The organism is Sphingomonas sorbitolis (assembly GCF_036663875.1).
In the GTDB taxonomy this organism is placed as follows: domain Bacteria; phylum Pseudomonadota; class Alphaproteobacteria; order Sphingomonadales; family Sphingomonadaceae; genus Sphingomonas.
The window spans coordinates 1,145,474-1,170,434 of the sequence record NZ_JAXOJS010000001.1 but is presented as its reverse complement, the minus strand read 5'-3'; the positions used below and the strand labels follow the sequence as shown (position 1 = coordinate 1,170,434).

Below are 24,961 nucleotides of genomic sequence, written 5' to 3'. Positions count from 1 at the left end.
TGCACCGCGGTGTCCGATCCCGTCGGCCGTCTTGCGGCGCTCTCGGACGTGGATACGCTCAACCGCACGTCACGGCGGGCGGCCCCGCGAGCGCAGGGACCGTGGGTGGCCCGGCCAGCGAGGGCGTTGGCCCTGGTCGCGACAGGTCGATCGCGGCGGCATAATAGGGATCGGCCTCGGCCTCCGTGAGCGTCACAAAGCGAAAGCCCATGGTCTGGTACAGGGCCAGGAGGCGCGGCATCATGCGCGCATCGAAAGCGCCGACATGAAGCAGGAGGACATAGGGAATGTCGCGGCCGAGCTGCGCCTTTGCGCGCGCGCGGGAGGCGATCGCCGCTGCACGGGCATCGGCCAGAAAGCTGTCCTCGAGGCGACGAACCGCATCGGCGTCCCGACCGATATCGCACCCGGCATAGGGCGGATTCCATTTATAATCGTCGAAACTCATCGTCACGGCAGCGACCCGGTAGCCCTTCGCCCTAAGGCTTGCACGGGCGGCATCGCGTGTCGCGGGCGTCTTGCCTTCCGCCAGGAAGGGGTAGCGAAACCAGCGCCAGTCTGCCCCCTGTGCAGCCTCCCCTTGTACAGCAGCGCTGAGCGGCACTTCGTTGCGAGTGATATCGTCAGAAAAGGCGGCCGCGCCGATGTCGTCGAGATTGGCGTGCGAATAGCTATGGTTGCCGAGCGGCAGGCCGGCCGAGCGCCAAGCCGCGACCGCCTTGGCCGAGCCGGCCGGGTCGTCGGTCCCGAAGCCGCCGTTGAAAAAGCCGAAAGCCGGCGCGTTCGCCGCGCCCAGCGCGCGCACGAGGTCACGGATGACGCCTACCCGTGTCGTACCGGCAGGCAGGGGGCCGTGCGCGGGAATATCGTCGAATGTCAGGGCGATCGCCGGTCGCGATTCGCGATGGTGGGGTCGGAGCGCCGCGGCGGCCTGCGCCGGTCGATCCTGACGATCGGTCGACTCGCGCATCGCATCGCCGGTCCGCGCGACGTCCCGCTGCGCCGCGGGGGCGCCAGGCCCCTTGGCCGCGACGACACTCATGGACGCCAGTATCAGCGCCGTCCGCCACCGCATCATCGTCCACTCCATGGTCATCGTCGTTCGCCGCATCACTAACGATGCGCGTGACGGTATCGCAAGTGGTTGGACGCGCGGTGAAAGTAGCAAGCCGATCGCGGTTGCGGTATCAAGCGGCATGAAGATCGATCATCCCGCCGCCACCGATGCGCGCGTCGAGGAACGCGCCGCCGTCGATGCCGCGACGTTCGCTGCCGAAGTCGCGACCAGCTCGACCCCGATCGTCTTGCGCGGGCAGGTTTCGCACTGGGCGAGCGTGCGCGCGGGGCTTGACGGTGATCGCGCGATCGCTGCCTATCTGGCGGGACTCGGCAATGGCGGCCAACCGATGGAAGTGCTGATCGGCGGACCGGAGTTCGGCGGCCGCTTCTTCTATCGCGGCGACCAGCTCGAAGGCTTCAACTTCCACCGTGAAAAGGCGTCGCTTGGCGCGCTACTCAACGAGCTGCTCCGCCTGTCGGCGCTCCCCGAAAACGCGCGGCATATCCTTTATGCCAACGCCGCGACCGCGCCCGAGCATCTGCCCGGCTGGTCCGCGGCGAACCCGCTCGACCTGCCGATGGGCGGCGCCGTGCCAAGGCTGTGGATCGGCAACGGGACGCAGACCGCAACGCACTATGACGGGTCGACCAATCTCGCCTGCGTCGTCGCCGGTCAGCGTCGCTTCACGCTGTTCCCGCCCGATCAGGTCGGCAATCTCTACATCGGACCGCTCGACCGCACGCTGGCGGGACCACCGGCGAGCATGGTCGATCCTCTGGCGCCCGATTTCGATCGCTATCCGCGGTATGCCCAGGCGCTCGGCCACGCGCTGGTCGCCGATCTGGGGCCGGGCGACGCGATCTTCATGCCCGCGATCTGGTGGCATCATGTCCAGGCGTTCGGTACGCTCAACGTGCTGTGTAATTATTGGTGGTCGTTCGATCCGACCATTTCGGCCTTCAACGCGGTCGTGCACGCGCTGATGGCGGTACGCGATCGGCCTGCGGCGGAGAAAGCCGGCTGGCGGGCGTGGTTCGACCATTACGTGTTCGGCGACGACGCGGCGGCGGCGGCCGATCATCTGCCGATGGCGGCGCGCGGTGTACTCGGGCCGGCGAGCGACGAGCGCACCGAACGCCTCCGCAACTATCTGCTCAAATCGCTCCAGCGCCGCTGATCGATACGGGTTCGATCGATACGGGCTCGATCGATACGGGCCCGATCGATACGGGTTCGGGCGGTGCGGCTTTGCTCAGCCGCGTTCGAGCCGCGCCAGCGCGTCGGCATGCGGCGGCATATGCGCCAATGAGGCGGTGACGACCTGCTCGATCTGCGCGATACGGTGCGCGGCACGCGCGATCGGCAGCGCCGCACAAAGCGGGTCGTGACCATCAACGACGGCGTTCTGCCCGGTCAACAGCGCCAGCCAGCTCGTCTCGTTGAACAGTTCGTCGGGTTCGCGGAAGATGCGCCCGCCATCCCGAAACATCGCGAGTTTTTCGGCAAGGCCCTCGGGAATCGGTGCCGCTGCCCGGTCGCGCCAGAAGTGTTCGGGTCGCGCGTTGAGATGATAATGCGCGACGAGGAAGTCGCGGATGCGGACGAACTCAGCGGTCATCACCCGGTTATAGCGCTCGATCACGACCGACGACGCGACACCCGTACCCGGCAGCATCCGCAGCAGATGCTGGAGCCCACTTTGCACCAGATGGATGCTGGTCGATTCGAGCGGTTCCATGAATCCCGCGGCGAGCCCTAGCGCAACGCAATTGCCCGACCAGAATCGACGGCGGTGCCCAGTCGCGAAGCGGATCACGCGCGGATCAGCCAACGCCTCGCCCTCGATCCCGTCCAACAGACATGCGGTGGCCTCATCCTCGCTCATGTAGCGGCTCGAAAAGACGTGACCGTTGCCGGTGCGGTGGCGCAGCGGGATGCGCCAGCGCCATCCGGCGGGTTGCGCGATCGCCCGGGTCAGCGGCAATGGGGCGGCGTCGGCGGACGAGGGCACCGCGACCGCCCGGTCGCACGGCAGCCATGACGACCAATCTTCCCAGCCCGCGGCCAACGCACCCTCGATCAGCAGTGCACGAAAGCCGCTACAGTCGATGAACAAGTCGCCTGCGATCCGCGTCCCGCCGGCCAGGTGAACCGCGGCGATCCCCGCCGGGCCCTGTTCGACACGCACAACCATGCCTTCACAGCGGACGACACCATGTGCTTCGGCTTGCGCGCGGAGGAAGTGGGCATAGCGCGCGGCGTTGAAGTGATAGGCGTAACCAATGCGCGACAGCGGTGAGTCGCCGTTGGCGATCGGCTTAGAGAACCGTCCGGTTTCGGCCGCGCGTGCTTCCAGCGAATATTGTCCCAGCGCTTCGGCCTCGCCCGCCTGCCGGGCACGGAGCCATTGCGCGGCGAACGACTGGCCGGCGATGTCGGTGCCGATCTGGCCGAACGGGTGGACGTAGCTCTCGGTCGGTTGCGACCAGCCTTCGAACCGGATGCCGAGCTTGTAGCTGCCACCGGTCGCAGCCAGGAACGCGTCTTCATCGATCCCAAGCATGGCGTGAAAGGTGCGGATCGGCGGAATCGTCGCTTCACCGACACCGACGGTTGCGATCGTGTCCGACTCGACCAACGTGACGCGGCCACCGGCCGGGACGAGCAATCGGCCGAATGCGACGGCGGCCATCCACCCAGCGGTGCCACCACCGACGATGACGACGGTCATGCCCCGCGCAGTTTCGGATCTGTCGGGTGATGGATTGGAGCTCATGCTATCCTCGGGGAGGGCGTATCTATGATGGGCGGCGCAACACGCCTTATGCCGGTGGTAAGGCCGACCTGGTCAATACCCGATCTCCAATTATCCCTGATACCGTAATGTCGGGCGCGTCCGCGGCCTGAGATAGTGTCGCCCTTAATCGATGTTAGCGCGGGTTGGCGGGCTCACCATATCCGGCCGAACTATTCGGCTATATCGTATAAATAAGATCGTACCCCGCCTGTTATCGTATATTTGATTGGCTTAATCCAAGGTCTTGCCTGCTACGTGGTACCGTTACAAACAATGTAACAATTGTGGCGATCTGTTGCATTTTCGCACTAGCTGTCCGCTCAGGTGCGCGCTACCAAGTGCTTTGTCAAAGCGCGCAATTCACAAATGATAGCGCTATCAGGGAAGAGGGGATGCAGGGCATCATGCAGCGAGAGTCTGGCAATACGCAGTCGTTTGTTCGCGGTGCGGCGCTGAAGAGTGGCGTGTCGCTTTTTGCGGTGTGTCTGGCCGCTTTGCCGTACGCGGCGATGGCGCAGTCGGTCGACGCTGCGGGTGACGCGCCCGCGTCGCAGAGCACGCCGACCCCTAACGCGCTACAGCGTACCGCACCTTCTGATCGCGCCGCCGCGGCACAGCCCTCGGCCGCAACCGGATCGCAGCCATCTGCCAATGCACAAGTACCGTCCGGCGGTGCCGACGTGACTAAGGCGGAGCAGTCCACGGCGACCCCGCAGCAGGAAGCCGCGACGCAGGACGTCGTCGTCACCGGCATCCGTCGCAGCCTGCAGACCGCGCAGGCGATCAAGAAAAATTCCGAAGTCGTCGTCGACTCGATCTCGGCAGAGGACATCGGTGCGCTGCCGGATCGCTCGGTGACCGAGGCGTTGCAGCGCGTTCCCGGCGTCTCGATCAGCCGTTTTGCGGCAGGGGCCGATCCCGATCACTTCTCGACCGAAGGTTCGGGCGTCGTCGTCCGCGGACTGACCTACACTCGCTCCGAGATCAATGGTCGCGATTCGTTCAGCGCGAACAATGGTCGCGGCCTGTCGTTTGCCGACGTGCCGTCCGAACTGCTCGGCGGTGTCGACGTGTTCAAGAGCCCATCCGCGGACATGATCGAAGGCGGCATCGCTGGCACGGTCAACCTGCGCACCCGGCTGCCGTTCGATTCGACGGGATTCACGCTCGGCGGCACGCTCGAGAACAATTATGGCGACTTCGTCAAGAAGTCGGCGCCGACCGTATCGGTCCTGCTCAGCGATCGCTGGGAGACGGGGATCGGCCAGTTCGGCCTGCTCGGCAGCTTCGTCCGCTCGCAGGTGCGCAGCCGTGCCGACAGCGTCCAGATTTCGAACTGGGGCGAGCGGCCGCGTGGCACCGATGGCGCCTATTATCAGCTCAACCAGTATAATGCCGCGAACAACCTGATCACGCGGACCGACGGATCGACGGTTGCGGGCGACGGTCTTTTCTATGTGCCGCGTGGCGCCGCCGTGCGCAGCCAGGAATTTAACCGCACGCGCTACGGCTTTTCGGCCGCGGGGCAGTGGCGCAGCAACGACGGGACGATGAACGCGACCGCGCAGTTCCTGCGGTCCGACTCGCGTGAGGCCTGGACCGAGAACTCGATCGAGGTCGCGACCGACAACGTTCTGTCGGCAGGTGATTCGCAGCCTTATCCCGGCACCAGCTTTACGTTCGATGACGACAATGCGTTCACCAGCGGTCTGATCACCGGCCCGAACGGGTATCGCGCCGACCAAGGCACCGACATGCGCACGCCGACCAACGGCCTGCAGAGCAACAACATCGCGCGCGGCAATACCGGGCGCTTCATCACCAACGATGCGAGCTTCAACTTCAAGTGGCAGCCGACCACGCGGCTTGGCGTGACGGTCGATTACCAGCATGTCTGGTCGAAGGTGACGGTGACCGATCTGACGGTCTGGGGCACGACCTACCAGAATGCGGACATCCGCCTGAACGGCAACGATCCCGCCTATGTGAACTTCGTGCCGGTCGCGAACACGCCCAACAACTATCAGAACGCAGCGCATCCGAGCTATCTCGATCCGTATAACAGCTTCTACCGCTCGGCGATGGATCACATCGAGGACAGCGCAGGCAACGAGGACGCCGCGCGTATCGATCTGGACTATTCCTTCCCGGAGGAGAGCTGGTTGACCTCGGTCCGTGCCGGCTACCGGTTCTCGGATCGTCAGAACGAAGCGCGCTCGACCGCCTATAACTGGGGTGTGCTGAGCGAGATCTGGGGCGGTGGCGACGGCAGCGGCGCAGGTGCCGGTGCGGCTGGCGGACCAGTGTGGTTCGATCGCCCGATCGACGGCAACCCGACCACCCGCGATGTCGGCACGCCGGGCCCGCAACAGGCGTTCCTGTACGACAATTTCTTCCGCGGTCAGGCCAATGATCCGTCGAACGGCGGGCGGGTGTTCTTCCCGGGCAACCAGCTGCAGGATTACGGCAGCGCGGTACAGCAGATCAGCCAGATCGCCCGCGAGTGGCGCAACTTCACGTCGACCAACTCGGGTGCCGACGGCTGGGTGCCGCTCGCGCAGCGCTCCGGCGTCATCGCCGGAACACCGTTCCGTCCCGGCGAGGTCAACCCGGTCACCGAGCGCAACAACGCCGCCTATGTCGCGGTCCGGTTCGGCAACGACCTGTCGAACGGCTGGAACGTCAGCGGCAACGTCGGCGTACGCTATACCAGGACCGAGCGGACCTCGTCGGGCTTCTTCGCGTTCCCCAACCAGTCGTTCAATTGCGTGGCGCCAACCGATGGCTCGGCGATCTCGCGGTTCTGCGCCTTGCCGGACGCCACGCGTGCCGCCGCCGCGGCGTTCCAGAACGGCGCGCTCGTCGCCAACGACGCCAAGCTGACCTATGATTATTTCCTGCCCAGCTTCAACGCCAAGCTCGCGGTCGGCGGTGGTCTCCAGTTCCGCGCCGCATTCAACAAGAGCGTCGCGCCGCCCGAATTCGGCCTGACGCGCTCGTTCTACAATATCGGCCTGAACACCAGCGACCAGACGATCCTCTTCAACGGCGGTCCGGTCGCGATCTTCGACGTCGGCAATCCGAACCTGAAACCGGTGCGCGCCGACAATTACGATCTGACCGCGGAATGGTATTTCTCGAGCGTCGGTCAGCTGACCTTCTCCGCGTTCGCCAAGAACCTGTACGGCGTCCAGTCGGTCGGTACGCAGCGGTTGAGCTTCACCAACAATGGCTCGACGTTCGACGCGATCGTCACCACGCCGCTGAACTCGATCGAGACCGGCAAGGTGCGCGGCTTCGAAGTCGGGTACCAGCAGACCTATGGCTTCCTGCCGTCGGTCCTGGGCGGGCTCGGCTTGTCGGCCAACTTCACCTATGTCCACTCGACCGGCGTGTCGCAGCAACAGCTCGACCCGAACGATCCGAACGTTGCGGCCGGGATCATCTCGTCGGTCGATACCAGCAAATTGCCGTTGCAGGGGCTGTCGAAATACCAATTCAACATCGGGCCATTCTATCAGCGCAACGGGCTGGAGCTTCGTGCGGCGTATAACTGGCGATCGCGCAACCTGTTGACGATCCGCGACGTCATCACGCCGTTCTCGCCGGTCTATGCGGAATCCTATGGCCAGCTCGATGCGTCGATCTTCTATGCGGTGACGCCATCGATCCGGATGGGTTTCCAGGGCGTGAACCTGACCAAATCGGTCACGCGCACCTCCTATGTGATCAACGACGACCTGCTGACGCGTCCGCGCAACTGGTTCATCAACGACAGTCGCTTCACCTTCTCGATCCGCGCCTCGTTCAAATAGGCGCGATCGGACTCGCCGAACGGCGGGGCAATCTCCTGCGCCTGGGGCGTCCCGTTCGCGGGGCGCCCTTTTTTTTGGGATCGGGCCCGCCGCCGCGCGAATAGTTCAGGGCCTGGCCGAGAGCCGAACCCTCAATAGCTCAGGCGAACCGACATCCGCACGGTGCGCGGCGCGCCGGGGAAGACCCAGACCGGACTGTACGAGCTTTGCGCATACCGGGCGTCGAACAGATTATCGGCTTCGAGACGTGCGGCGAGCGTCGGCGAGAAGGCATAGTCGACCGCGGCCTTCGCCTTGAGATAGCGCGGCAGGACGAGGCCGCTGGTGTCGATCGCGCCCGCGCGGGCGCCGACATAGCTGGCGCCTGCGCTGATCGAAGCGCCGCGGCCACCGGGGTCGAGGAACCGGCCTAGAACGAACAGCGTGGCGGCGTGCTCGGGTACGTTGAGTACGCGATCGGTGGCAAAGCTGCGATCGTCGGTCCGCGCCTGCGTCCAGGCATAGTTGGCGACCAGTTGCCAGCGGGCGGCTATTCGCAATGACGCGTCGGATTCGATCCCGCGGCTGGTCAGCGATCCGACCGGCGCCAGGAAGTTCGGATCGACCGGGTCGTTCGTCAGGATATCGCGCTTGGCGATGTCGAATCCGGTCACCGCGATATCGAGACCGGGAAACGCCGCGGTAATGCCGAGCTCATAGCCTTTGCCGCGTTCGGGGGCGAAGCCTTGACCGTCGCGCCCGGTCCCCGAGTTAAGCAGGAAGCTTTCTCCCCAATTGGCATGGACCGCGAACCGCTCGTCGATCGCATAGCGTCCGCCGAACCGGACATGGACGGGCTCGTCGATGCTCCGGCCGGTCTGCCCCGTGCGGTTGTTGCGGACCTGTTGGCGATAGGCGTCGAACCGCACGCCACCGGTGAGCGTCAGCCGCTGCGTCACGTCCCACATGTCCTGGATGTAGAGCGTGCCCACGCGACGCGTCTCGTCATTGTCGGTGAACGGCAGCAGGGGCAGCGCCTGGCCGCCATAGAGCGGCGCGAAGACATTGACCGCGTGCGGCGCAGCGGCGGTCGGGTTCCTGCGGAGCAGGCCTTCGTGATAGTCGAGCGTATAGCCTTTGATCCCGACGCTGGCCCGGTGCGCGCCGAATTCGCCCGTCAGTTCGAGCCGTGCCGAGAGATCCTCGACCGTGTAATCGCGCGCCCGGCGCTGACGCCACAGCGTGTCCCCTGCGACCAGACGGGACTGGTCGGACGAGAATCCCCGCAGCGATCCCGTGCGTCGCGCGATACCGCCGTTCAGGGTCATCCGGTCGGTGACGGCGATCTGGCCGGACAGTTGATGCCGGATATTGCGAAACCGCGTCGTGCCATCGGAGGGCTCGCCATAGAAACGCGATCGGGGCAGCGCGTTCGCGTCGCCGCCGATCGCCGGAATTCCGCGGTCGAACGGTGCATCGAACTGCGTGATCTCGCCGACATAGGTAAGCCGGATGCCATCGCGCGGCGCCCAGGTCAGCGATGGGCTTACCACCCGGCGGCGTAACGTGACGAAATCGCGCCAGCCGTCACTGTTCTCGGCTGCAACCACGATCCGTGCCGCGAGCGTCCTCGATAGCGGACCGGTCACATCCAGTTCGGCACGTCGCGTATCGAACGAGCCATAGGTCAGCGTGGCGGTCGCCCTCGGGGTAAAGCGCGGCGTCTTGCTGACGATGTTGACCCGGCCACCGGGATCGATGTCGCCGAACAGCGCGCCCGCCGGGCCCTTCAGCACCTCGATCCGCTCGGCCGTCACGGGATCGCGTGGCGGGCCGAGGCCACGGTTCGCCAAAAAGCCGTCGACATAATATTCCGCGCCGCCATCGGGCGTGCCGAGAAACCCGCGAATGGCAAAATTGTCGAGGAAGCCGCCACGATTGTTCTGGTTGCTCACGCCGCTGACCAGTTCGAGGGCATCCGACAACCGATACGTTCCCGCCGCGCTTAACAGGTCGCGTTCGAGCGACCGGCTGGACGGCGACATACGTTCGGTCGAGATATCGGATGACAATGTCCGGTCGGGCTGCGTGCCTCGGGTACCCAGCACGACGATCTCTTTACCGTCCGCCTCGCGGACGATTTCGTCGCCGTCCGCTTCGCGATCGGGGTCCTGCGCCGCCAGTGGAAGCGGCAGCGCGAAGCACAGGAGTGCGGAAATGTGGCCGGTACGTCGCAGGAAAGTCGACAAGACTGGTTGCCTTTTTGGTGATGATGTAACATCGCAATGACGGAGGTATGACGACGATGTCAATGACAAGAAACGCGGCGGCGGTGTCCGGCGGGGTGCAGGGACGGATCCAGCCGATTGCGGTTAAGCGTCAGCGGATCGTGTCGATCGACGCGTTGCGCGGGCTCGTCATGCTGGTGATGCTGGTCGATCACACCCGCGAGTTCTTCTATCTTCACGCGCAGGTCAGCGATCCGATGACGATCGCGACGACGCCGCCCGGCTTGTTCTTCTCGCGGCTTGCGGCACATGTGTGCGCACCGGTGTTCGTGCTGCTGACCGGGCTGGCGGCATGGTTATACGCAGAGGGCAGGGCGCCGGAGCAACGTCGCGCGGCAGCATCGTCCTTCCTGCTCAAACGCGGGCTGTTCCTGGTCGTGCTCGAATGGACAATCGTCAATTTCGCGTGGACGTTCGATCCGACTCCGGCGATCGTCTATCTCCAGGTGATCTGGGCGATCGGGCTGTCGATGATCGCGCTCGCGGCGATGGTGCATTTGCCGCGCAGCCTCGTCGTCTTGCTCGGACTGGCGATCGTGTTGGGGCATAACCTGCTCGATCCGATCGCGATCGCGCCGGGCGAGCAGGGCCACGCGATCTGGGCGGTGCTGCACGATCGCGGCCTGCTCGACCTGCCGTTCGGTGGACAGGCTCGAACATCCTATCCCGTGCTGCCGTGGATCGGCGTGATTGCGCTGGGTTGGGCAATCGGCCCCTGGTTCGCGCAGGCCGTCGATCGCGTTCAGCGCCGCAGTCGCCTGCTGGTTGCGGGGAGCGGCGCGCTCGCGCTGTTCGCGATCCTGCGGACGATCAACGGCTATGGCGAGCCGCTGCCATGGCAGGATGGCGGCGGGACGCTTGCCACGGTCATGAGCTATCTCAACCTGACGAAATATCCGCCATCGGCCGACTTCCTGCTCCTGACCTTGGGAACCGGGGTGATCCTGCTCGCCGCGATCGAGCGGATGCCCGCGCGCGTGACGACGCTGTTGGCTGTGTTCGGATCGGCGCCGTTGTTCTTCTACATCCTGCATTTGTATGCCGTGCATGCGTTGAACATCGCGGCCGGACTCGTGCTGGGCTCGGATGGCAAGCTGGTGAGCGTGCCGAATGTGGCGGCGCTCTGGCTGGTCGCGGCGCTGGTCGCGGTGCCGTGCTGGTTCGCGTGTCGAAGCTTTGCCGCCTTCAAGCGTACGCGCACCGGCTGGTGGTGGCGGTATCTCTAACGCCAGGCTTTACGGCGGCGCAGGATGATGCGCGCAGGATCGCTGCGCGCATCGCTCGTGGTCAGATCAGGCCTTCGTGCTGCATCGCCTTCTGGACGGACGGACGCGTCATCAACCGGTCGCGGAACGCGGCCAGATTGGTGGGGACGGTGATTTCGTTCTTTCGTGCCCACAACAGCATGACGAACAGATAGAAATCGGCGACGCTGACGTCCGCGCCGAACAGGAAATCACCCTGCATCGTGTCCGCCAGATAGGTCATGCGCTTGACGATCGTCTCGGCGGCCTTCGCCTTCTCGTCATCCCCCGCACCCGAGAAGAACGGCTTGAAGCTCTTGTGGATCTCGGTCGAGATGAACGCCAGCGCTTCGAGAAGATGCGTATGCCCCATCGCACCCGCGGGCTTCAGCGCCGTATCCTGATGCGCGATCCAGTCGAGGATGGCGATGTTCTCGCTCAACGTCTCGCCGGAATCGAGCGTCAGGGCCGGCACATAGCCCTTGGGATTGATCGTCGTGAAATCGGCACCGCTCTCGGTCCGCTTCGCCTTCAGGTCGACCTTTTCATGCTCGAACGGCATTCCCGCCTCGTGCAGCGCGATATGATCTGCAAGGCTGCAGGCGCCGGGCGAATAATAGAGCTTCATGATGGTCTCTCCGTGGTGAACGGCGTGAACGCGCAGGATCTCGATCGGCTGCCCGGGGCGAAGCGGACTGGAAACGGACTCGAAACGGTCGGGGCGTAGGCCGCTTATTCGAGATCGTCGTCGTCGATGACGACCACGTTCGCGTTGGGACGCTGGTCGGCGACATCGGCACAGACGTCGAGGATTTCATCGCTGAACCGTTCGAACAGTTCGAGCGCGTCGTTCTCGGGCTCGTCGCCGCTGAGTTCGCGGAGCACGGCATATTTCACTGCGAAATCGCGCTCGTCGCCATCGATCTCGGCGGTGAACTCGATCTGGTGGGCGACGTCGTTGTCGGTAAGGCTCGCTTGGTCGACGGTGATACGGCTTGGCATGGCTTTGCACTCCTGGAAAAGGACAGGCCCTGCCCAAGAGCGTTGGCGCAAGCAAGGGGTTCGCGTCGGAGAAGAAAGATTGAGCATCGTCACGGCGAATATCGCGGTGCACGCTTGGCACAGATCCATGCTACCCCTTGCGAGCGCCGGCAAACGTCGGGCAGGCGTCTCTACGAGGACGCAGACGGATGAAAGGGGCTGGGGGGAAGATGGTTTTGGCGGAGGTATCGGTGCCGTCCAATCGGCGGCTGATCCAGTTGGTTACCGACAGTCCGATTCCCTCGGTCATCAGTGATCCGCGGCTTCCCGACAACCCGATCGTTGCCTGCAATCAGCCATTTTGCGATCTGACCGGCTACCCCGCCGAGGATGTCATCGGGCGTAACTGCCGATTCCTGTCGGGACCGGCGACCGAGCCGTGGCTGTCCGAGGAGATTCGGCGCGGGGTCCGCGAGCATAAGCCCGTGCTGGTCGAGATCCTCAATTACAAGCGTAACGGGCAACCGTTTCGCAATGCCGTTCTGGTCGCCCCGCTGTATGACGAGGAGGACCGTCTGCTGTACTTTCTGGGCTCGCAGGTCGAGATCGATACCAATGCGGCGACGCCGACCAGCATGCGACGGATTCGCGCCGCCGAGATGGTCAAGGCGCTCTCGCCGCGCCAGGGTCAGGTGCTCAAGCTGGTCGCGCAGGGCCTGCTCAACAAGCAGATCGCCGGAGAACTGGGACTCGCCGAAAAGACCGTGAAGATGCACCGCGGCATCCTGATGGAGCGTCTCGGCCTCAGGACCACCGCCGACCTTATCCGATTGGCGGTCGAAGCCGGTCTTTGAGCCGCGATTCTGGGCCGCGATCCGGACACCGCGCGTCGAGTCAGCGGCGTGCGACGTAACGACCGATATGGACCAAGTTCCGTATCGCAGGCGGGTCTGGCGGGGCGTATTCCGGACTCGGTCGTCACAGCGGCCAGGGCGCGGGGCGTATCAGCCAACGCCGCGGGTCCTGGGTGGAACTCCCTCCGATACCCTTCAAGGTCGCTGTGGCGCCATCCTCGGGTGAGACCGAACCGGCGATGATCGGCTCGCATCGCCCGCAACTAGCCCGGCATGCCACCGTAGCAAGCCCGGCGCAGCAAGGTGATGGAGATCCCGATGGACATCATAACCCCGTTCCAGTTCTCGCTGGTCTATAATGCGTTTTCGTTCACGTTCGCGACGATGGCCGCGGCGACCGCTTTCCTCTGGCTCAGTCGATCGCAGGTCGCACCGGCGTATCGCACCGCGGTCACGATCTCCGGGTTGGTGACCGCGATCGCGGCGTATCATTATCTGCGCATCTTCGAGAGCTGGAATGCGGCCTATACCTTAAAGGACGGCGTGATCGCGGCGACCGGTTTCGCCTTCAACGATGCCTATCGCTATGTCGACTGGTTGCTGACCGTGCCGCTCCTGCTGGTCGAGTTGGTGCTCGTGATGCGGCTGTCGCCGGAACAGACGTCGTCGAAGACGGTCCGGCTCGGATCCGCCGCGGCGCTGATGATCGTGCTGGGCTATCCCGGCGAGATCGCGGCCGATATTCCGACCCGCGCGCTGTGGGGGACGCTGTCGGCGATCCCGTTCGTCTACATCGTTTGGGAGCTGTTCCGCGGGCTTGGCGAGTCGATCGAACAGCAGCCGGTCGCGGCCCGCGATCTGGTCCGCCGCGCGCGCCTGCTGACGTTCGCATCCTGGGGATTTTACCCAATTGTATACATGGCGCCCTACGCCAACCTAACCGGCGCCACCGCAACGACCGTGATCCAGCTTGGCTACACCATCGCAGACATCGTTGCGAAGGCCGGCGTGGGCGTCCTGATCTTCATGATCTCGGTGCGCAAGTCGCAGGTCGAGGCGCACAGCCCGCTGGTTCACGCCGAGTGATCGCGGTGCCCGGCGCCGCATGATGGGTGCTGTCAGCATGAACCACCACCGCGTCCAGATTGGGCGCGGTGGTGTCGTGCCGGCTGCGTTCTGGCTTGCCGGCGTGTATCTCGTCATCGCGTCTGCCGCGCAACTGCCGCTCGATGGACCTACCGCGACGACAATTGCGACCCTGGTCTTCGTTGCGGGCGGATTGCCGCATGGCGCCTACGACATCGCGCTGCTCGCCCGCTCGACCCGTCTCCGCAGCGGCGGGTTGGGGCTGGCGGTTATGGCGTACATCGGTGTCGCAGCCGCGATGGCAGTGCTGTGGTTGGTCGCCCCGGTAGCAGCGCTGATTTTGTTCCTGATCGTTGCAGCGATCCATTTCGGTGAGGACTGGACGATGATCGACGAGCCGCTGCTCAGAATGGCAGCGGGCACTGCGATCATCGCAGCGCCCGCGATCGGCCAACCAGCGACGGTCGCCCAACTCTTTGTCAGCATGGCGGGCGGCCCCGGCGGTGAGGTCGTCGCGCAAGCGATGATCGCATTGGCGCCGGTTGCGTTGCTGGTGACGGGCGTGGGGATCGGGGTGGCGTGGCACGAAGGCGCGCGCGAGTGGGCAGCGGCGACGGCGTTCGCGATCCTGGCGTTGATCGTGATGCCACCCGTCGCGGGCTTCGCACTTTTCTTCGTGTTTCTGCATTCGCCACGCCATATCGCTGCCGCTCGTACAGTGCTCGCGGGAATGTCGCGGACGATGTGGCTGGCCACCGGAGCCGGGATGTCCGCGTTCGCGATCGGCGGGTGGTTGGTTTTTGCGACGCACGTCGAGGGCTTGCCGACCGATATGACGGCACAGGCGTTTCAGTTGTTGGCGGCCGTCGCCCTGCCACATCTGCTGTTGTCGCGCTGGCTCGAACGGCGGCTCGAACGGCGTCTGGAACTGCCAAATGCAGTCTTACGGCGGACTTAGCCGCCCAGCATCCGATCCGCGAGCATGCGGCCCGATAGCCACGCGCTTTCGATCCGCGGCGCGAGCAGCCAATCGCCCGCGGCGCCAAGTCTTGCCTCGGCGTTCCACAGCGCGCCGTGATTGGCAGCGGTGGCGCGGGCGTAACGCCAGCGATGCCCGGCGCGGACGATCGGCTCGGGCATTGGCTCTTCGGCATGATCCGCCAATGCCGTGAGGAGCCGCCCGACAACGCTGTCCGCCGAGTCTTCGAGATGGGTCGTCGACCAATCCGGCGTGGCCTGGACCACCCACGCCTCCGGGCCGTGACGCCCCGGCTTGGCGCTGTTGCGCGCCGCCCAGCCGATGATGCCGGCGTGTCTGATTATGTCGTCGGCAATCGCCACGGGTTGGGCAAAGGCCAGCATTACAGTCCAGCTCGGCGAGGAGCGGCAGGCCTCGGCCTCGGCCGCCATTACCGGATTATGATCGGCCAATAGCGGCGCGGCCTGTTCGGCGGGAACGGCGATAACGACGGCGTCGAACGGGCCTGCTGTAAGAGAATTGGTCAGGGATAGGTCGCTCGGAGCGAGATCGGTCGAAGACAGCGCGATATGCCAGCCCGCATCGCTGCGGTGGATCGCGGTCACTCGGTGCCGCCAATGAACGTCGGCTTGGTCGGCGAGATACTTGACGATCGCGTTCATGCCCGGAGTGCCGACCCAGGCATCGTCCCCCGCCGCGGGCCAGCGGGCGATCACCCCAGTCGCCGCCCATTCGCCGACCGCCGTGATAAAGGCCGGATCGCGTGCCGTCAGATATTGAGCGCCGTGATCGAACGCTGCCTCACCTGCAGACGTCTCGACACGTCGTGTCGACATCCGCCCGCCGGCACCGCGGCCCTTGTCGAACAGCGTGACACCGTGGCCGGCGTCCTGCAGGCGAAGCGCGCAGGACAGACCGGCAATGCCCGCACCAATGATCGCGATTCTCATGACGGTCTCCGTTATACCCGTACCGCCGGGGGCGGACACGCACCGCATGAACGGTCCACTCCAACGCTACAACACCGGTAGGTCGCCGATATCCGGCATCCTCGTGGGAAGTTGATTTCCCTCAACCTGGCAGGGCCGCGTTGATGGCGCATGCGGTTGGTCAGCGCGGTGTGGCGAGCGCGCAGACCGCATAGCTGAGCGGAGGGAGCGTAACGGTAAGGCTCCCGGGGGCGGCGACCTTGCCGCAGCCCGTGCCGGCGAGCGTCCGCGCCGACGTCGCGCCGACGCCGATCTCCACCTGCCGGGTCAGCGCAGTCGTCGCGGTGTTGAACGCCAGCAGGACTTCCGCCTTCGTGACCGGATCGAAGCGCGAGATCGCGAGCAGCCCCGGCACGTCCTCACGCGCGCGGAGCGTCTGCCGGCCGCGGGTCAGTGCGGGCGTGGCGATGCGGAGTCGTGCCAAAATGGCCGTCTGGCGAAACAGCGGATTGTCGCCGCTGAAATGCGCGGTGGCGGTTGTGCTGTCGGTGCCGATCAGATGGTTGTCGTTGTACACCGCGACCTTGCTGGCGAACATGTCCTCGCGGGCGTCCTGATCGTTGCCGTCGCTCACAAAGCCTTGTTCGTCGCCCGAATAAATCGTCGGCACCCCGCGCAGCGTCAGCAGCATTGCGTTGGACAGCATCACCCGCGCCAGCACTTCGTCGTCGCCAGCCCGCGGAAATGCCTTGCGAACAAAGGTCGCGAACCTGCCGTCATCATGATTGCCGGTAAAGGTCGGCAACGTCACCGCGGTGTCGAAGCCTCGGGCATACAGTGCGTCACCGTCGAACAGCGCCTCGAATGCGTCGGTCCCACGCGTACCCGCAACCGTCTCGACGATCGCCTGTCGGAATGAGAAGTCAAGCACCGCGGGCAGTTTGTCGACGATCGTGTATTGCGCGAGCACGGCGGGGCGTACCTCGTGGTCCGAAACTTCGCCAAAGATGTGGAAATTGGGAATGCCCCTGGCGACGGCACGGGCCTGCATCGCAGGGACGAACGCGGCCCAGAATTCGGGGTTCACATGACGCGCGGTGTCGATGCGGAAGCCATCTACACCGTAGCGATCGATCCAGTTGCCGAAAATGTCTATCATCCCGGACACGACCCGAGGATTCTCGGTCATCAGATCGTCGAGACCGACGAAATCGCCCATCGTCGAACTTTCGTTGCGATAGGTCGTGTCCCCACGATTGTGATAATAGCGCACGTCGTTAAGCCAGGCAGGAACCTTCACGTCCCGTTCGCCGGCGGGGACGAATGGGGTATAGGCATAGTCGCTGCGGGTGAGCTTGGCGAAGTTGTCGGCGGTGTGGACATCGTCGCCGGCGAAGCCTGGATTGATCGCTGCGCCATTGGGGCCAAGCCGACGCTGGTACGGATAGTCTGCCCGGCTGCGATAGGGGCATTCGCGTTTGCCGACGCACTCGCGGTACTGGATTACGTCCGCGGTGTGGTTGATGATGATGTCCATATAGACTTTCATCCCTCGGCCATGCGCGGCTGCAACCAGCGCCGCAAAGTCCGCGTTGGTTCCGAGATGCGGGTCAACCTGCGTGAAATCGGTGATCCAATAGCCGTGATAGCCGGCAGATTGCTGGCCCGGTGCGCCCTGTACAGGCTTGTTCTTGAACACCGGTCCGACCCAGATTGCGGTTGCGCCGAGGTTCTGAATATAGTCGAGGCGCCGGGTCAGGCCTTTGAGATCGCCGCCGTGGAAAAAGCCCTTGGCGGTCGGATCGAAGCCGGTGACCTGCGCGCCGCCGCTCAACCCACCACGATCATTGGTGGGGTCGCCGTTGTCGAACCGATCGGGAAGCAGGAAATAGATAACCTCGTCCTGCGGCAGCCGCGCGCGATAGTCAGCGACCTTCGCGGGCAGGGTCATTGTCGGCGGGGTCCTTGCGGCCCCAGTCTGCGCGGCGACCAAAGGAGTCTGCTCGGCTACCACAGGTTTAGGGGCGGCCAACGCATGAGGCGCGGCGAAGGCCAACGCTAGCAGTATCGTGGATCTCGCGGCCAACCTCGACATGCACTTCCCCTGCATCACCGCATGCCCGATCGTGCCGACCATGTTACCGTTCGCTGTGCGGATGCTCGGTCGCGAAACCAAGCATGGCGCATACGTATTCACGCGGTCCGCAAGCGCAGGGGGCTGGATAGGAAGGCGAGTCCAAGAAAGCGGGGGACGGCGCAAACCGTCTGAGCGGGGCGGCTGATTGAAGCGACTATCGAAGATATCGGGCGTCTGTGCCCGGGCGCTTTCACCCATCCTCACGCCTCTCAAACCGCAACATCCGCGAAAGGCACCGGAACATCATCGGAATGAGGATTTCCGATAATGCGAAAAAATCGCGGAAAGCCTTGGTGCACCCGACTGGATTCGAACCAGTGGCCTCTGCCTTCGGAGGGCAGCGCTCTATCCAGCTGAGCTACGGGTGCCGGATGGCCCGCCTAGCAAAGCGAAACGGGGGACGCCAGACGTTTTCGCGATCAGGGTTCGTCAGTCGGTGTGTGAATGACCGCTTGAGGTGATGAACTCGAGGCAGATCTGCTTTTTGGCAGCGGCGTCTTGGGTTTGTATGCGCACAGATCGCTCACGATGCAGCGCCAGCATTCGGGCGTCCGCGCCTTGCAGACATAACGGCCGTGCAGGATCAGCCAATGATGCGCGTGGAGACGGAATGGCTGTGGAGTCGCCTTGTCGAGCTTCAGCTCGACCGCGAGCGGGGTCTTGCCGCGGGCGAGGCCGGTGCGGTTGCCGACGCGGAAGATGTGCGTGTCGACCGCGAACGTCTCGGCGCCGAACGCGACGTTGAGCACGACGTTCGCGGTCTTGCGTCCGACACCAGGCAGTCGCTCCAGCGAGGCGCGATCGTTCGGGACTTCGCCGCCATAATCGTCGATCAGCATCTGCGAGAGCGCGATGACGTTCTTCGCCTTGGTGTTGAACAGGCCGATCGTCTTGATGTGGCGCTTTAGCTCATCGAGGCCGAGCGCAACCATCTTCTCCGGCGTATCGACCTCGCGGAACAGCGCGCGCGTGGCCTTGTTGACGCCGATATCGGTGGCCTGCGCGGAGAGCGCGACGGCGACGACCAGCGTATACGGGTTGACAAATTCGAGTTCGGTTTCGGGATGCGGATCGGCTTCGGCCAGACGCGCGTAAAACTCGATGACGTCGGCCTTTTTCACCGCGTCACAGCCCGAGCACGTCGCCCATCCGGTACCGGCCGGCAGGCTGACCGGCGAGCCAGATCGCCGCGCGTACTGCCCCTCGTGCAAAGATCGAGCGATCGTCGCCACGGTGGTTGAGTTCGATTCGTTCGCCTTCACCCGCGAAGATCACGCTATGGTCGCCGATCACCGATCCGCCGCGGAGTGACGCGAAGCCGATCGTACCTTCGGTGCGCGCGCCGACAAGGCCGGCGCGGCTGTCGACCCGGAGTTCGGCGAGTGACGATCCGCGGCCCTTGGCGGCGGCATCGCCGAGCAGGAGGGCGGTGCCCGACGGCGCGTCGACCTTGTGCTTGTGGTGCATCTCGACGATCTCGACGTCCCAGTCGGGGCCGAGCCGCGCGGCGGCCTCGCGGACGAGGATACCCAGCAGGGTCACGCCGAGCGAGGTGTTGCCGGTCTGGAGGATCGCGATGTCCTTCGCCGCGTCGTCGATCATCGACTGGTGCTGCGGCGACAACCCGGTGGTGCCGATCACGATAGCGGTACCAGCAGCGCGCGCAGCCGCGAGGTGCGCCTCGACCGCGGACGGCGTCGAAAAATCGACGAGCACGTCGGCAGTGCGGGCGAGTGGGTTCGGGTCCTCGCGCGCGTCGACGCCGCCTGCGAGGGACGCGCCGGCCGCCTCGATCGCATCGACGATCGCCCGGCCCATGCGGCCGGCGCTGCCGTAGATGCCGATTGCGGGCGAACTGGTGGCGGTCGGGGTGGCTTGGGTCGCGAGCGTCTGCATGGGCCGCGCTTTGCACCAAGCGGCGGTTCGGGGACAGGGGGGAGCGGTAGCTTGAGGCAATTTCTCCGCGAAAGACGGCGTCGTCTTTCGCGATGTACGGACCTTAGCGGCGGGCGATCAGGTCTCGGACAAGGTCGAGGTCGGCCGGCTTGTCGACATCGACTGCGGCGAGGCCGAACGGGCTGGCCACCGCTGCGGCGTTCAGGCCGGCGAGACGTCCGAGGTGCGCGAGGGCCGCGACCAGTGTCAGGCGACCCGACATATAGCGGAGCAGCGTGCCGATTCCGAGCCTACGGACGATCCGCCATGGCCGCTTGCGATCCGCCTCGACCTGCGCCCAGAGATCGAGCGCGGCGACCGAGCGGGGTGTGGCGAAGTGGAACAGATTGCACCCAGACCACGCGCCATCGGCGAAGCGGAGAAAGGTGCGTTTTGTGCCGGGCGCGGCGGCTTCGATCACGTCCTGGCGTGCGAGCAGGGCGGCGACGTCGGCGTTTGCCGGTACGTCGGCGAGGAAGCGTGTGATCCATTCGGGCTGGAGCAGTGCATGGTCAGCGGTGGTGACGAGGAGCGGGGTGCCGAGCGCCTCGATCCCGTCACGCACGCTGCGGCTGGGGCCGGATGCGGCGGTCAGGACAGTGAGGCCAAGCGCGGTGGCAGCGTCTCGGACCGTGTCGTCGGACACCGAGACCGCGATCTGCGTTGCGCCGGCCTCATGCAGCACCTGCGCGACACGGGCGAGCAGGGTCTGGCCATCGAGCACGATCAACGCCTTATGCGATACGTCCGCATAGGCCGCGACCGGATCGACGCCGCCGCGTGATCCCGCGAGGATCAGCGCGTTGAATCCTTTGCTCATACCGTCTTTTCACTCGTCTGCGCTCGCGCGCGCCAGACCCGCCATAGTACACCGGGTGCCGCGAGGATCGGATGCTTCTCACGCCATGGGGTCAGCGGCACGGCGACGCCGGTGTGGCGCTCGACCTTCCAGATGCCGTAGCGCGCGGCGCCCTCGAAGGTGAAGGCAGCGCGTACCAGGCGAGCGACGTTGAGCGGTTTGCCCGCGCGGCGGCGGCGTGCCCAGGCCTGAAGCAGGGCGCGATGTCGTGCCGGCGCCAGGTCAGGTTTCAGCATGCCGGCCTCGTCGCGGAAGGCGATGCCGTCGGCGGTCCACGCCAGCGGGAGGAGTTCGGCATAGCGCACTGGATCGAAGCCGAGGATTTGCCCCTCGCGACCCTTGCGTTCGACGCGGAGTTCCGCGGCATAGGTCTGGCGGAACAGCGCGCGCCAATACTCGTCTGCGGTGCCCGACTCGGGGCCGAGCGCGGCGGCAAAGCGCGCGGCGGACTTGGCCGCGTCGGCGATGGCCTCGGCAACCTGCCTCGCGGTGTCCGGATCGCGCACCCAGACGAGTGCGGAGGGCTGCACGAACCGGGTCCAGATCGTCGTGTCGAGCGTCCGCGCCGCCGCCGCCTTCGCAAAGGTTGCCAGCCGCATGGTGGCGATCTTCGCGCGCAGTGTCTCGCCGTGCAGGTCGAACTCACGGTAGCTGACGGTCGGCCACATGCCGCGCTCGGGTGGGCCAGCGGTCAGCACGTAGAAGTCGAGCACGCCTTCGGTCGCGCCGGTGCGCAGGTTCGAGCCGTAGAACAGCACCCCCACGGTGTCGTCCGATCCTTCCGAAAGCAACGCCGCAACGTCGCGGACCGCGGGGATGGTCGGGACGTGCAACTGGCGGCGGACGACGTCGCCGAGCGTGATCACGGGACGACGAAACTGAGTGCGCGCGCTTCGCGGACGGTCAGGTCGCCGCCGGGATAGACTTCGCCGTCGAGGATGAAGCCCGAGTCGATCGACAGGTCGAAGCTTGGCGAATCGATCCGGTGATAGCCCGCGCGGTCGAGCCAGGCGGCGGGCGAGCCAGCGACGATCAACGGCGTCGCAGCGGCGAGCCAGCGTGGCGGCGCATCGACCAGCAGAGTCTTCAGCCCGGCACGGGGTACGCCGAACGGACGGATGCCGATCGGCATGCGCTTCAGCGTCGAGGCGAGCAGGATGTAGCGCGCGCGATCGGTATCGGCGTGCTTGCCGGCAGCATGAACGCCCTCGTCGCCGCGAGACTGGAAGCGGATCCGCATCCGGTTGCCTGCACGCCACGCGCTGTTAGCGCCGCCGAACAGTGTCTGCAGGATCGCCCAACACAAGGCGAGCCCGACCGCGACGCCGTTGAAGGCGCCGGCGCGGTGCGTCCGCTGGGCGAGCGCGGTGGCGTCGACGAACGCGCCCGCGCCGAACAGGAAGCCACATAGTTTGGCGCCGCTGTCCTTGCGGATCACCTCGACGGGATTGCGCAACTTGACGCGACCATGGCGTGCCGCGGTCAGCGCCTGATCGAGCGTCCAGCTGTCGGGGATGCCGAGATCGAGCGCCAGCGCGTTGGTCTTGCCCGAGGGAACGATCGCAACGCGCGGCGCAGCACCGGTCCAGACGCGCGCGGCGGCAGTCATCACGTCGCGGATCGTGCCGTCGCCGCCATCGATCACGAGCAGTTCTATGCCGTGACGTGCGAAATCGGTCAGGACTTCGGCGAGCTCATCCTGCGTGCGCGGCGTGACGGCCAGAACGGTGCCCGACAGGAAGGGCTTTGTCGCCTCGACGCTGCTGCGGTTACGATGGCTCTTGGGGTTGCAGATGATCCCGGTACGGATCTTCGCAGCAGCCTCGCGCGGGTTCACGCCCGGCCGATCCAAGGCAGCGGAATCGAACATCCCCTCGGGCAGCCACGCGGGCACCACCGGAGGGGAGAGCGATTGCCCGCCAAAGGCATCAAAGTTCGAAACAGCATCGGCCACGATATAGGGATACCCGTCACGGTACAGAACCGCTACAAATTTGTGTCAGTAGGATTTCCGTTCCGCGTCGGTCGCAGTCCGGACGCAAATTATCCGCGATACCGCATCTTCATCCGCACGACGGCACCGGATGCGGGCAGGGCGGTGCGGACCGCGTCGAACGACGGCAGTCCGATCGAGGTTGGTGCATCGTTGGAAAAGCCGAAGCCCTCCTTTGGCATGAGCAACGTCCGGTTGAATTTATGATCGCCATTCTCGTCGTGATATTGCGCGATCGCATAATGGCCGGGCTTCATCCAAAAGCAGGCGTGCGGGTTTGCGGCAGATACGCGAGCGCGTCCGACCTTCGCACCCTTCGCCAAAAACCGGGATTTGTCGTCGGGATAGATCGCGAACGCGACTTCGCCGGCGGTGTTGTGCAGTGTCGTCGCCTCGAGAGTCAGCTTGGCGTTGCCGTTGCCCGGTGCGCCTTCGCAGGTCTCGGCGGCGCGGGCCTGAACTGGCGCGAGCGCGGTCGCCGCGCCGAGCGCGATAAGGAATGCGTAGTTCATCGCTAGACCAAGACCCGAAAATAGTGGCGATAGAGCGGCGCGCAGATGACATTTGCGACGTGAACGCGGCGTTTATCGTAAACGCCGGTCGCTCTGTGGGCTTATGCTTGGTTCGGTGCCCGCGTCATCCGTGCCGCCGCGAAGCCCAGCAGGATTGCCACCGCAACCGATCCGGAGGCGACCGCAGCGGCAATCCCTGCCGAGCCATATGTCGGCATCAACGCAAACGCCGCCACGAACAGCAAGCCGACGCCGACCGCTCGGATCGCGAACACCGTGCCCGCGCGGTGCAGCGCGGTCATAACCGTGTCGAGGCTGACGGTGGCAAGGTCGAAGCATCCCGCGGCGGCGAGCCACAACAGCACCGGGTAGGCGCCGACGAACGACTTGCCGCCAACGAGCTTCAGGATCGGCTCGCCGACCATCGCGACGATGGCGAGGATGACGAGCGCGGCGGCGGTGCTGGCGAGCATCGTCCGGATCAGAATGCGGCGCAGGCGCGACGGCTCGGCGGTGCGGACCGCACGGACGATCTCGGGGAAGGCCGCGCGCGACAACATCTGCGACAGTTTCGCCAATGCCTGCGCCAACTGCGTCGCCAACCGGAACGCACCCGCCGCCGCAGGCCCGATCGACGCACCGACGAGGAGCAGCGGGATCTGCTTGCTCGACAGCCCCAGCGTCGCGCTGGCGTTGGTGCTGAGCGAGAAGCGGACGATGCCGGGATTCTCATCGCGGACCTGCCGCCATGTCCCCCGGCCGCTCGCGAGCAGCCGCAGGTCGCCGCTTTTCGCGACCATGATCCAGTAGGTCGCGGCAGTAACGATCTCGGCGACCGCCCAGGCGAGCATGAAGCCGCGGATCGTCGGTTCGAAGAGCATCGCCGCGCCCGCGCCGACGAATCGCATGATCGGCGTCATGCTGTCCGCCACCGCCGACAGCGAGAATTTGTCGCGCAGCCGGAGGATGCCTAGCGGGGTCGAGCGGATCGTGATCAGCTGCACCACCGCGAACATCAGCGTATCGCGCATCAGGTCGGGCGGGATGCCGAACCCGTCGCTCCAGGCGAACAGGATCGCGACGGTCAGCACGGCGCCGACCAGCGCGCTGCAGATGTCGAGGATCGCCGACAACCGGAGCAGGCGTGCGAGCCGCGGCGTGTCGCCATGCTGCATCGGTTCGACGCCGTATTGGACGATGATCTGCCAGGTCTGGAAGCCGACGAACGTGGCGAGCGCCTGCGCCGCACCCGAGATCAGCGCGAACCGGCCGAAATCGACCACCCCCAGCGTGCGGGTCGCGAACCCGAGATAGAAGAGCGACAGGATCGCCAGCACGCTGCGACTGGCGAGCAGCCAGCCGAGGTTGCGCGCTGCCGCCCGGAAAATCCCGGTCGTGCCGGCGCGTGCCGGCGCATCCGCCGGGGCCGGAGAAGGAGCGGGGTCCTGAACCATCTGCGATCGGCCCCTAGAGCGCGACGGCGAGTGCGGCAAGGTGCCCGGGGGCCGTGAGG

General features: G+C 65.3%; 20 protein-coding genes and 1 tRNA gene. 6 read left to right on the top strand and 15 right to left on the bottom strand.

The window, feature by feature from the left end; translation table 11 throughout:
- Nucleotides 1-58: 58 nt before the first annotated feature.
- The gene (locus tag U1763_RS04945) at nt 59-1,042 is read right to left on the bottom strand and encodes a polysaccharide deacetylase family protein (RefSeq protein WP_332754331.1); all 984 of its coding nucleotides are present in this window, start codon (nt 1,040-1,042) and stop codon (nt 59-61) included.
- Here U1763_RS04945 and U1763_RS04940 point away from each other — a divergent pair.
- Complete coding sequence (locus tag U1763_RS04940) at nt 1,041-2,237, top strand: cupin-like domain-containing protein (protein ID WP_332754330.1); 1,197 nt, start codon at nt 1,041-1,043, stop codon at nt 2,235-2,237. The two genes, U1763_RS04945 and U1763_RS04940, sit on opposite strands and share 2 nt — an antisense overlap.
- A gap of 75 nt (nt 2,238-2,312) precedes the next feature.
- Here U1763_RS04940 and U1763_RS04935 read toward each other — a convergent pair whose 3' ends face one another.
- Nucleotides 2,313-3,791, bottom strand: a complete 1,479-nt coding sequence (locus U1763_RS04935; RefSeq protein ID WP_332754329.1) for a tryptophan halogenase family protein — start codon at nt 3,789-3,791, stop codon at nt 2,313-2,315.
- Nucleotides 3,792-4,249: 458 nt separating this feature from the next.
- Between U1763_RS04935 and U1763_RS04930 the strand changes: the two genes are divergently transcribed.
- Nucleotides 4,250-7,672: a TonB-dependent receptor gene (locus U1763_RS04930; protein WP_332754328.1), complete on the top strand. Its 3,423-nt coding sequence runs from the start codon at nt 4,250-4,252 to the stop codon at nt 7,670-7,672.
- Between the two features lie 131 nt (nt 7,673-7,803).
- On the opposite strand, the gene U1763_RS04925 is transcribed toward U1763_RS04930, so the two are convergent.
- On the bottom strand, nt 7,804-9,900 hold the full coding sequence (locus U1763_RS04925) for a TonB-dependent siderophore receptor (RefSeq protein WP_332754327.1): 2,097 nt from the start codon (nt 9,898-9,900) through the stop codon (nt 7,804-7,806).
- Between the two features lie 56 nt (nt 9,901-9,956).
- On the opposite strand from U1763_RS04925, the gene U1763_RS04920 reads away from it, so the two are divergent.
- Nucleotides 9,957-11,165, top strand: coding sequence for an acetyltransferase domain-containing protein (locus U1763_RS04920; RefSeq protein ID WP_332754326.1), 1,209 nt, complete (start codon nt 9,957-9,959; stop codon nt 11,163-11,165).
- Between the two features lie 61 nt (nt 11,166-11,226).
- Here the strand turns inward: U1763_RS04920 and U1763_RS04915 are convergent, their stop codons facing one another.
- Complete coding sequence (locus U1763_RS04915; protein WP_332754325.1) at nt 11,227-11,811, bottom strand: glutathione S-transferase family protein; 585 nt, start codon at nt 11,809-11,811, stop codon at nt 11,227-11,229.
- 104 nt (nt 11,812-11,915) lie between these two features.
- Nucleotides 11,916-12,185 (bottom strand): DUF1488 family protein, encoded by a 270-nt coding sequence (locus U1763_RS04910; protein ID WP_165886556.1) that lies wholly within the window; start codon nt 12,183-12,185, stop codon nt 11,916-11,918.
- A 230-nt stretch (nt 12,186-12,415) separates the two neighbouring features.
- Between U1763_RS04910 and U1763_RS04905 the strand changes: the two genes are divergently transcribed.
- From U1763_RS04905 to U1763_RS04895, 3 genes are all read left to right on the top strand, one after another.
- A complete protein-coding gene (locus U1763_RS04905) occupies nt 12,416-13,018 on the top strand; it encodes a LuxR C-terminal-related transcriptional regulator (protein WP_332754324.1) in 603 nt (200 codons plus the stop codon).
- A gap of 318 nt (nt 13,019-13,336) precedes the next feature.
- Nucleotides 13,337-14,104, top strand: a complete 768-nt coding sequence (locus U1763_RS04900) for a bacteriorhodopsin-like (RefSeq protein WP_132740364.1) — start codon at nt 13,337-13,339, stop codon at nt 14,102-14,104.
- Nucleotides 14,105-14,141: 37 nt separating this feature from the next.
- A complete protein-coding gene (locus tag U1763_RS04895) occupies nt 14,142-15,062 on the top strand; it encodes a Brp/Blh family beta-carotene 15,15'-dioxygenase (RefSeq protein ID WP_332754323.1) in 921 nt (306 codons plus the stop codon).
- On the opposite strand, the gene U1763_RS04890 is transcribed toward U1763_RS04895, so the two are convergent.
- The 10 genes from U1763_RS04890 to U1763_RS04845 all read right to left on the bottom strand — a co-directional run bounded on the left by U1763_RS04890 (nt 15,059) and on the right by U1763_RS04845 (nt 24,902).
- Entirely contained in the window at nt 15,059-16,033 is a 975-nt protein-coding gene (locus tag U1763_RS04890) for an NAD(P)/FAD-dependent oxidoreductase (protein WP_332754322.1), read from the bottom strand. The genes U1763_RS04895 and U1763_RS04890 overlap by 4 nt on opposite strands.
- 160 nt (nt 16,034-16,193) lie before the next feature.
- On the bottom strand, nt 16,194-17,963 hold the full coding sequence (locus tag U1763_RS04885; protein ID WP_332754321.1) for an alpha-amylase family glycosyl hydrolase: 1,770 nt from the start codon (nt 17,961-17,963) through the stop codon (nt 16,194-16,196).
- A gap of 477 nt (nt 17,964-18,440) precedes the next feature.
- Nucleotides 18,441-18,517, bottom strand: a tRNA-Arg gene (locus U1763_RS04880).
- Between the two features lie 51 nt (nt 18,518-18,568).
- Nucleotides 18,569-19,270: an endonuclease III gene (gene nth / locus U1763_RS04875; protein ID WP_332754320.1), complete on the bottom strand. Its 702-nt coding sequence runs from the start codon at nt 19,268-19,270 to the stop codon at nt 18,569-18,571.
- 4 nt (nt 19,271-19,274) lie between these two features.
- Nucleotides 19,275-20,045: a 4-hydroxy-tetrahydrodipicolinate reductase gene (gene dapB / locus U1763_RS04870; protein WP_332754319.1), complete on the bottom strand. Its 771-nt coding sequence runs from the start codon at nt 20,043-20,045 to the stop codon at nt 19,275-19,277.
- A gap of 103 nt (nt 20,046-20,148) precedes the next feature.
- On the bottom strand, nt 20,149-20,904 hold the full coding sequence (locus U1763_RS04865) for a nucleotidyltransferase family protein (RefSeq protein WP_332754318.1): 756 nt from the start codon (nt 20,902-20,904) through the stop codon (nt 20,149-20,151).
- The gene (locus U1763_RS04860) at nt 20,901-21,809 is read right to left on the bottom strand and encodes a hypothetical protein (protein ID WP_332754317.1); all 909 of its coding nucleotides are present in this window, start codon (nt 21,807-21,809) and stop codon (nt 20,901-20,903) included. Before U1763_RS04860 ends, U1763_RS04865 begins: the two co-directional genes overlap by 4 nt.
- A complete protein-coding gene (locus U1763_RS04855; protein ID WP_332754316.1) occupies nt 21,806-22,897 on the bottom strand; it encodes a diacylglycerol/lipid kinase family protein in 1,092 nt (363 codons plus the stop codon). The genes U1763_RS04860 and U1763_RS04855 overlap by 4 nt, the downstream gene beginning before the upstream one ends.
- 89 nt (nt 22,898-22,986) lie before the next feature.
- Nucleotides 22,987-23,448, bottom strand: a complete 462-nt coding sequence (locus U1763_RS04850) for a DUF2141 domain-containing protein (protein ID WP_332754315.1) — start codon at nt 23,446-23,448, stop codon at nt 22,987-22,989.
- 101 nt (nt 23,449-23,549) lie between these two features.
- Complete coding sequence (locus U1763_RS04845; RefSeq protein WP_332754314.1) at nt 23,550-24,902, bottom strand: lipopolysaccharide biosynthesis protein; 1,353 nt, start codon at nt 24,900-24,902, stop codon at nt 23,550-23,552.
- Nucleotides 24,903-24,961: the final 59 nt, after the last annotated feature.

What these genes read in the sequence shown, in the direction of transcription:
- U1763_RS04930 (WP_332754328.1), top strand. Translation starts at nt 4,250, where the DNA reads ATGCAGGGCATCATGCAGCGAGAGTCTGGCAATACGCAGTCGTTTGTT.
- U1763_RS04915 (WP_332754325.1), bottom strand. Translation starts at nt 11,811, where the DNA reads ATGAAGCTCTATTATTCGCCCGGCGCCTGCAGCCTTGCAGATCATATC.
- U1763_RS04890 (WP_332754322.1), bottom strand. Translation starts at nt 16,033, where the DNA reads ATGAGAATCGCGATCATTGGTGCGGGCATTGCCGGTCTGTCCTGCGCG.
- U1763_RS04900 (WP_132740364.1), top strand. Translation starts at nt 13,337, where the DNA reads ATGGACATCATAACCCCGTTCCAGTTCTCGCTGGTCTATAATGCGTTT.
- U1763_RS04935 (WP_332754329.1), bottom strand. Translation starts at nt 3,791, where the DNA reads ATGACCGTCGTCATCGTCGGTGGTGGCACCGCTGGGTGGATGGCCGCC.
- U1763_RS04910 (WP_165886556.1), bottom strand. Translation starts at nt 12,185, where the DNA reads ATGCCAAGCCGTATCACCGTCGACCAAGCGAGCCTTACCGACAACGAC.
- U1763_RS04845 (WP_332754314.1), bottom strand. Translation starts at nt 24,902, where the DNA reads ATGGTTCAGGACCCCGCTCCTTCTCCGGCCCCGGCGGATGCGCCGGCA.
- U1763_RS04945 (WP_332754331.1), bottom strand. Translation starts at nt 1,042, where the DNA reads ATGAGTGTCGTCGCGGCCAAGGGGCCTGGCGCCCCCGCGGCGCAGCGG.
- U1763_RS04865 (WP_332754318.1), bottom strand. Translation starts at nt 20,904, where the DNA reads ATGAGCAAAGGATTCAACGCGCTGATCCTCGCGGGATCACGCGGCGGC.
- U1763_RS04920 (WP_332754326.1), top strand. Translation starts at nt 9,957, where the DNA reads ATGTCAATGACAAGAAACGCGGCGGCGGTGTCCGGCGGGGTGCAGGGA.
- U1763_RS04940 (WP_332754330.1), top strand. Translation starts at nt 1,041, where the DNA reads ATGGACGCCAGTATCAGCGCCGTCCGCCACCGCATCATCGTCCACTCC.
- U1763_RS04885 (WP_332754321.1), bottom strand. Translation starts at nt 17,963, where the DNA reads ATGACCCTGCCCGCGAAGGTCGCTGACTATCGCGCGCGGCTGCCGCAG.
- U1763_RS04895 (WP_332754323.1), top strand. Translation starts at nt 14,142, where the DNA reads ATGAACCACCACCGCGTCCAGATTGGGCGCGGTGGTGTCGTGCCGGCT.
- U1763_RS04850 (WP_332754315.1), bottom strand. Translation starts at nt 23,448, where the DNA reads ATGAACTACGCATTCCTTATCGCGCTCGGCGCGGCGACCGCGCTCGCG.
- dapB (WP_332754319.1), bottom strand. Translation starts at nt 20,045, where the DNA reads ATGCAGACGCTCGCGACCCAAGCCACCCCGACCGCCACCAGTTCGCCC.